The 6867-nt window shown below is 65.3% G+C and carries 7 protein-coding genes; 1 reads left to right on the forward strand and 6 read right to left on the reverse strand.

The genetic code is table 11. From position 1 onward, the window contains the following. Nucleotides 1-148 precede the first annotated feature (148 nt). A complete protein-coding gene (gene fabF / locus VMS96_12800) occupies nucleotides 149-1387 on the forward strand; it encodes a beta-ketoacyl-ACP synthase II (GenBank protein HVP44305.1) in 1239 nt (412 codons plus the stop codon). Nucleotides 1388-1839: 452 nt separating this feature from the next. Here fabF and VMS96_12805 read toward each other — a convergent pair whose 3' ends face one another. The 6 genes from VMS96_12805 to rpsR form a co-directional block, all read right to left on the reverse strand. After that, nucleotides 1840-2943, reverse strand: a complete 1104-nt coding sequence (locus VMS96_12805; protein ID HVP44306.1) for a PDZ domain-containing protein — start codon at nucleotides 2941-2943, stop codon at nucleotides 1840-1842. Nucleotides 2944-2958: 15 nt separating this feature from the next. Continuing rightward, the gene (locus VMS96_12810) at nucleotides 2959-4155 is read right to left on the reverse strand and encodes a hypothetical protein (protein ID HVP44307.1); all 1197 of its coding nucleotides are present in this window, start codon (nucleotides 4153-4155) and stop codon (nucleotides 2959-2961) included. A 52-nt stretch (nucleotides 4156-4207) separates the two neighbouring features. Next, nucleotides 4208-5140, reverse strand: coding sequence for a HEAT repeat domain-containing protein (locus tag VMS96_12815; GenBank protein HVP44308.1), 933 nt, complete (start codon nucleotides 5138-5140; stop codon nucleotides 4208-4210). A 6-nt stretch (nucleotides 5141-5146) separates the two neighbouring features. Continuing rightward, on the reverse strand, nucleotides 5147-5743 hold the full coding sequence (locus tag VMS96_12820) for a sigma-70 family RNA polymerase sigma factor (GenBank protein HVP44309.1): 597 nt from the start codon (nucleotides 5741-5743) through the stop codon (nucleotides 5147-5149). Between the two features lie 204 nt (nucleotides 5744-5947). Next, nucleotides 5948-6403, reverse strand: a complete 456-nt coding sequence (rplI, locus tag VMS96_12825) for a 50S ribosomal protein L9 (GenBank protein HVP44310.1) — start codon at nucleotides 6401-6403, stop codon at nucleotides 5948-5950. A gap of 159 nt (nucleotides 6404-6562) precedes the next feature. Further along, a partial coding sequence (gene rpsR / locus VMS96_12830; GenBank protein HVP44311.1) for a 30S ribosomal protein S18 occupies nucleotides 6563-6867 on the reverse strand: 305 nt, incomplete at its 5' end.

Below are 6867 nucleotides of genomic sequence, written 5' to 3' on the forward strand. Positions count from 1 at the left end.
GGGCGCCGATTCGCTCGACACGGTCGAGCTGGTGATGGCGTTCGAGGAAGCCTTCGACATCGAGATCCCCGATGAAGACGCGGAGAAGATCCGCACCGTCAAAGACGCCGTCGATTACATCGAGGCGCATTCCAAGGGCAAATAACGCTTGGCTCGTCGCGTCGTTGTCACCGGGCTTGGGCTCATCTGTGGGGTAGGCAACACCGCCGAGGAAACGTGGGCGGGACTGTTGTCGGGCAAGAGCGGCATCGCCAGGATCACCCACTTTGACGCCACCCAATTCGCCTGCCAGATCGCGGCCGAGGTGAAGAACTTCGACCCTGCGAACTTCATCGAGAAAAAAGAGATCAAGAAGATGGGGCGCTTCATCCACCTGGCCATCGCGGCCACGGATGAGGCCATGAAGCAAAGCGGGCTGCAGGTGACGCCGGAGATCGCCACCCGCGTCGGGGTACACATCGGTTCGGGGATCGGGGGGTTCGACGTCATCGAGCGCGAGCACCTCAACCTGATCCATGGCGGCCCGCGCAAGATCTCGCCCTTCTTCATCCCCGGCGCCATCGTCAACCTGGCCGCGGGACACGTGAGCATCCGCTACGGCGCCAAAGGGCCGAACGAGGCGACCTGCACCGCCTGCACCAGCAGCGCACACTCGGTCGGCGATGCCTACAAGATCATCCAGCGCTGCGATGCTGACGCCATGATCGCCGGGGGCACGGAAGCGGCCATCACCCCCATGGGCGTCGGCGGGTTCGCCGCCATGCGCGCCCTCTCCACCCGCAACGACGCCCCGGAGAAGGCCAGCCGCCCCTGGGACGCGGGGCGCGACGGCTTCATCGTGGGCGAAGGCGCGGGCATCCTCATCCTGGAGGAGCTGGAGTTCGCCAGGCGGCGCGGGGCGAAGATCCTGGCCGAGGTCATCGGCTACGGCATGAGCGGCGACGCCTTCCACATCACCCAGCCGGCGGAAGGGGGCGACGGCGCCTACCGCGTGATGCTGAACACGCTCGCTGACGCCAAGATCCCCGCCAGCGAGGTCGGCTACATCAACGCCCACGGCACTTCCACGCCGCTGGGCGACAAGCTGGAGACCATGGCCATCAAGCGGGCGTTCGGGCCCACGCCGCCGCCAGTGAGTTCGACCAAGTCCATGACCGGGCACCTGCTGGGCGGGGCCGGAGGCCTGGAGGCCGGCATCGTGGTGCTGGCGCTGCGTGACCGCACACTCCCACCGACGGTTAACTACGAGACCCCGGACCCGGAGTGCGACCTGGACTACGTGCCCAACACGCCCCGCAAGGCCCCCAACCTGCGCATCGCGCTCACCAACTCCTTCGGCTTCGGCGGCACCAACGGCTGCCTGCTGTTCAAGCGCTGGGAAGAATAAGCGCTACATCGTAGAAGGATATTTCTTTCTCCTGCGAACCGCATCCCGACGGTAGAATCGCGCATCTCCCTGAAAGTTGACTTCTGTCAGAGTCGAATCATGCGACACGTGCTCGGAATCGTCTTTGGCATGCTGGTTCTGGTGTGCAGCGCGGGGGCACAGAAGAAGGCCGACTGGTCCGCAGTAGAAGACGCCCTGGGAAGGCCCGGCAAGCTGGATGCCGGCATCTACAAGGTGACCTTCCCCCGGACCGACCTGCACGTGCGCATCGGGAACACCAGCGTAGAGCCGGCGGCGGGATTGACGTCGTGCATGGCGTTCCGGCAGGACAGCGCCGGGGCGGTGGTGGTGGGCGACCTGGCGCTACGGCCGGAGCAAGCGCTCCGGCCCTTCATGCGAAAAGCAGGTCCCTCACGACTGAAGTCGTTCGGGATGACACTGCCGATTCTTGGTCATTTGGCGGATTGTTCGAGGGCTTTTTCAGCTTCCCTCTGGGCCTTTTCCATGTCCTTACGGCTCTTCTCGATGTCCTTCTGCGCCTTCTTCATCTCGCGGTGTATGTGCGCCTGGGCATCGCGCATGTTGCGGCGCATTTCGGCGCCGGCGAGCTGCATCGCCTCGGCGGTGGCCCTTGCGATCTCGGGCCGCAGCGCGTTGAGCTCTTGCTGCAGGCCCTCGAGATCAAGGTCGGGCAAATCGAAGCGGAAGGAGTTGTCGGGATTGCTGTTCTCGGGCAGGGTGACGGTGATGGACTGTTCGCGGCGGTCGCGGATGATGCCGAAGTTCACCTTGCCGCTGCGCTTGCGCATGGCGTTGCGCCAGTCGCCGCGGTCGCTGATGCGGTCCTTGTCCACGCGGATGATGACGTCGCCGGCCTTCAGTCCCGCCTTCTCCGCGGCGCTGCCCTTCTCGACGGAGCGCACCAGCACGCCCTCACCGTTCTGGACGCCGAAGTACTCACCGAGTTGCGGCGACAGGCTCTCGATGACGATGCCGGTATTGGAATAGCTGCGGACATTGACCTCGATGTTGGGGATGTCCATGGCCGGGACCGGCGGGGTGACCACCGGCGGCGCCAGAGCAACCGGCCCTCGGGGAGTCATCCACATCTTGTCTGCCATCTTCATCTTGCGGCGGTCGGCGAGAGTCGCTTTGAGGGACAGGGGCTGGCCGTCGCGGCTGACATCCAGGGTGATGGTGCGGCCGGGCAGCGTCTCCTTGATCATGCGCCGCAGTTGCTCGACGCTCTCGACGCGCTGGCCGTTGACCCCGAGGATGACGTCGTGCTCCTTCAGGCCGGCTTTGCCGGCGGGAGCATCCTGGTCCACCATGGTGACCTCGGCGCCGCGCTCTTCCTTCAACTTGAGGGCGGCGAGTCGGTCGGAGGTGACGTCACGCAGATCGACGCCCAGGTAAGCGGTGCCGGCGGTCGCATCGCCGTCCCCGGTCTCGGCATTCCACACATAGCCGTCATCGAGTGGGCGGTCTGCAGCGGCCGCCCAGGTGGTGGCCACCAGGGCCGCTGCCAGTGCGAGCCTTACAAGATTGCGGAACATTGAATCCTCCCTTCCCTATCGCGATCCCTTGCGCACTTCGATGTTGCCGATGGTGGTGTGCAGCTTCAGGATGGGGCCGCCGCCGTTGATCTGGCCGCTGGCGAACACCTCTTTCGGACCCCACTCGCTGCCTTCGCTGGTGATCTTCAGTTCGGGGAAATCGGAGCGGATCTTGTGGCCGACGGCGGTGTCGATGACCGCCTTCACCGTCACCTTCATGTCGGCAGGCAGGTACACGATGACGTCGCCCACGCTGGTGCTCAGGTAAGAGGGGGTGAAGTCAGCCGAGTTGCCGACGAACTCAGCGGCCACTGCTCCGGCGGCGGTCTCGGCGCTCACGCCTCGCATCAGTTTGTAGAGGTGGATGCCGCCGCCCGCGGTGTTGGCCTTCACCAGACCGCGCGCCGAGCTCAGGCGGATGCTGCCGCCCGCCGTCTCGAGCGTAGCAGCCCCGTTGACGTCGCCGACTTCGACACTGCCTCCGGCCGTGCTGGCACGCAACTCTCCGCCGCACTGCTTGATGTTGATGCTGCCGCCGGCGGTCTCGGCAATCACCATCTGGTCGGCCGACTCCACCCAGATGCTGCCCCCGGCCGTCTCCGCCGTCACTTTGCCTTTGACCTTGCGCAGCGTGATGCTGCCGCCCTGGGTCTCGAGTTTGGCGTCGCCGCCGGCATTGGCGACCTCGATGCTGCCGCCGGCGGTGGAGGCGGAGACACCCCCGCCGATGTCAGTGAGGTTGATAGCTCCGCCGGAGGTCTCGACCGCGGCGGCGCCAGTGATGTTGCCCACCCAGATGCTGCCGGCCTCAGTGTCCACTTTCACCAGCGCCATCTCGCGCGGCACGCTGATGACGAACTGCACGGAGAAGCGCTTGTAGCGCCCGCGCTCTGAATTGGCTTCGATGAAGGCGGTGTCGCCGCGGGTGGCGCCCGAGATACGGAAGCCTTCGAGCTGCCGCTTAGCTTCCGCCTCGCCGGTGCAGATCTTCTTGGTGACGGTGTACTGGATGCCCTGCTGCGAGCCCCCGGTGACCCTTACCGAGCCGATAGGAGTGCTGACTTTCAGATTGTGTGCCGCGGGCAGGGTGCCGGTGATGACCTGCACCCAGTTCTCGCCTTCGCGGCGGACCTGGGAGTCCTGCGCGGTCGCGGGCAGCGCCCACAGGGCGGCCACAACCATCAGGATCCCGAATTGGAGTCTGGTTTTCACTGCTGTTTACGTCCCTTCCTAAGCCTAGATTCGTTCCCCTATGCCCGAAGCACTAATCGATCTCCGGGAGCGAGTCGAGCACGCGGCGCGACTCGGAGCGGATGAACTGGTTCTTGTCTGTATCCGCCAGATGTTGCAGCACCTGGCGCACGCTGCCGTCGGCCATCACCGGCTGGAGCAGGGTGATGGCGTTGGAGCGGACGCCGGCATTGGAATCCCGCACCAGCGCCTCCAGGACGGCGTCGCGCACCTGGGTGTCGGTCTTCACGTAACCGCGCAGGGACTCCAGCGCCTTCAGCCGCACGCCGGGGTTGTTGTCGTAGCGCAGCGAGAAGATCAGCGCCTGCCGCACCTTCTCGTCCTCCGGTCTCTGCGTGAGGAGGTTCACCGAATCCATGCGCACGCCGGAGTTGTAGTTGTTGCGGGCGGCGTAGAGCAGGAGCTGCTGGATCTTGGGGTCCTCCAGCGAGCCGGTGGCGGTTTGCGGCTGGAGCGTGTCGTAGCGGATGCGGACGCTGTTGGAGGCCGGGTCCTGGGTGATGCCGCGGATGGCGGCGATGGAGGCCTCGGCGGGCTGCTTGAAGCCATCGTCCCTGCCTGGGCCGCCGGCGTTGCGCGTGACCTGCCAGCCGGCGATGCCGCCGCCGACGAAGCCGACCATGATGAGGGCGAGCACCAGCGCCGGCGCCAGCCGGGCCTGGTGCAGCCATCCGGCGAAGTCGAAGGTGAAGCGGCTCCAGCCGCGGTGCTGCTCGGCGTCTTCCAGCGCCTCGGAAAGGCGCATGCGCGAGGACGCCAGCAGGTTGGGCGTCGGCTCGGGCGCCGGTACCGTCCTCATCGCGGAGTGGAAGGCGCGGAAGGCCCCCAGCTCCACGGAGCAGGATTCGCAGCGCTCCACGTGGCGTTCCAGTTCGTGCCGCTGGTCGTCCGGCAGCTCTTCATAAACGTAAAGCGCAACGTTCTGTTTGACCCAGTCGCAGTTCATAGCCTTTTACCTCATGTCCCCAAGCGAGCCGCGCATCTTCTGCGTGGCCCGGAACAGCGTGTTCTTCGCCGTCTCTTCGGTGGTATTCAGCATCTCGCCGATGGTGCGGAGCTTCAGCCCCTGGAAATGTTTCAACTCAAAGACCATGCGCTCCCGGGGGGTGAGCTTGGTCATGGCCCGGGCGATGCGCCCGCCCAGTTCTCGCCGCATCAGGTCGCGCTCCGGGTCGGCGCCCGGACGGTCGTCGGAGACCTGGCCCAGCAGGTCGAACTCTTCCCCGTTGCTGTCCACCGTGACCGGAGCATCTTCCTTGCGCACCTGCTTCTTGCGCAGGTGGTCGAGGCAGAGGTTGGTCACGATGCGGTAAACCCAGGTGTAGAAGGAGCACTCGAAGCGGAAGCTGCCGATATTGCGGTAGGCCTTGAGGAATGCTTCCTGGTAGATGTCCTGGGCGTCGGCTTCCGAACCGGCCAGGTGGAGGGCGAGGCGCAGGACCGCCCGGTCGTACTGGCGGACCAACTCCTCGAACGCCACGCGGTCCCCACGTTGCGCTGCACGGATCAGCTGGCTGTCGTCGACTCGGCTCAGACTCTGACTGACCATGTGACCCCGTCGAGCGGGGTTTGAAGTGGAACCGTTAGCGCCAACCGTGAGAATGAGGGTCTCGGCCGGCATGTGCTTCTCCTGAGTCGCCCTAAGGGTTTGGCCTACACCACGTTGGACGGAACAGGAGCGGTTCGGTGAGCACGATTATAGGGAGAAAAAGGGCCGGAAATCGCTTCCGGCCCCAAGAAAAACGGGCCCCGCTTACTCGGCGGCGGCTTCCTTCTCGATGATGACCTTGACCGAGGTGGCCACGTCGCGGTGCAGCCGGACCGGGACGGTGAACTCGCCCACCATCTTGATGGGGTCGTCCAGCTGGATCTTGCGGCGATCGACGTTGAAGCCCTTCTTGCCCAGGGCCTCGGCAATGTCGGCAGGGGTCACCGAGCCAAACAGGTGGTCCTTCTCCCCGGCCTTGCGGGTGAATTGCACACTCAGACCGTCGAACTGCCTGGCCAACTCCTCGGCTTCGCCCTTCTCGCGGACGGAGCGGCGCAGGGCGGCGGCGCGCATCTGCTCGATGACGGAGCGGTTGGCGGGCGTGGCCTCGATGGCCAGCTTGCGGGGCAGCAGGTAGTTGCGTCCGTAGCCTTCGGCCACGTTCACGATGTCGCCGCGGTGGCCCAGCTTGGATACATCTTCTTTCAGGATGACTTCCATGTCAGAGCTCCATGGACCTTTCAGTCGTCCCTACGGGACTCGGTCCGTCTTGATCTGGTTACCCGGCACTGACGTGCCGGGCTACATTCATTCGGCCCTTCGGGCCTGGTTGCCGGTCGTTCGTAACGGAGAACTGACAACCGACAACTGAGAACTGCCTTAGCGCGCCGCGAAGGGCAGCAGGGCGATGTTGCGCGCCTGCTTGATGGCCGCGGACAACCGGTGCTGGTGCGGCGCACATACGCCCGTAAGGCGGCGCGGTACGATCTTGCCGCTCTCGGCGACAAACTGGCCCAGCAGGCGGTAGTCCTTGTAGTTGATGTCTTCGATCCTCTCGACGCAGAACTTGCACACTTTCTTGCGCCGGAAGAACTTTCGCCCGCCGGCGCCCTCGCGCGGAGGACCGCCGGGGCCTCGGCCACCTCCCCCATATCGCGGACGATCTCCACCGGGACCCGACGGTC

This window comes from Terriglobales bacterium, assembly GCA_035543055.1.
Lineage (GTDB): Bacteria > Acidobacteriota > Terriglobia > Terriglobales > Acidobacteriaceae > JAIQFD01.

What these genes read in the sequence shown, in the direction of transcription:
- VMS96_12820 (HVP44309.1), bottom strand. Translation starts at nt 5,743, where the DNA reads ATGGTCAGTCAGAGTCTGAGCCGAGTCGACGACAGCCAGCTGATCCGT.
- rplI (HVP44310.1), bottom strand. Translation starts at nt 6,403, where the DNA reads ATGGAAGTCATCCTGAAAGAAGATGTATCCAAGCTGGGCCACCGCGGC.
- VMS96_12805 (HVP44306.1), bottom strand. Translation starts at nt 2,943, where the DNA reads ATGTTCCGCAATCTTGTAAGGCTCGCACTGGCAGCGGCCCTGGTGGCC.
- VMS96_12815 (HVP44308.1), bottom strand. Translation starts at nt 5,140, where the DNA reads ATGAACTGCGACTGGGTCAAACAGAACGTTGCGCTTTACGTTTATGAA.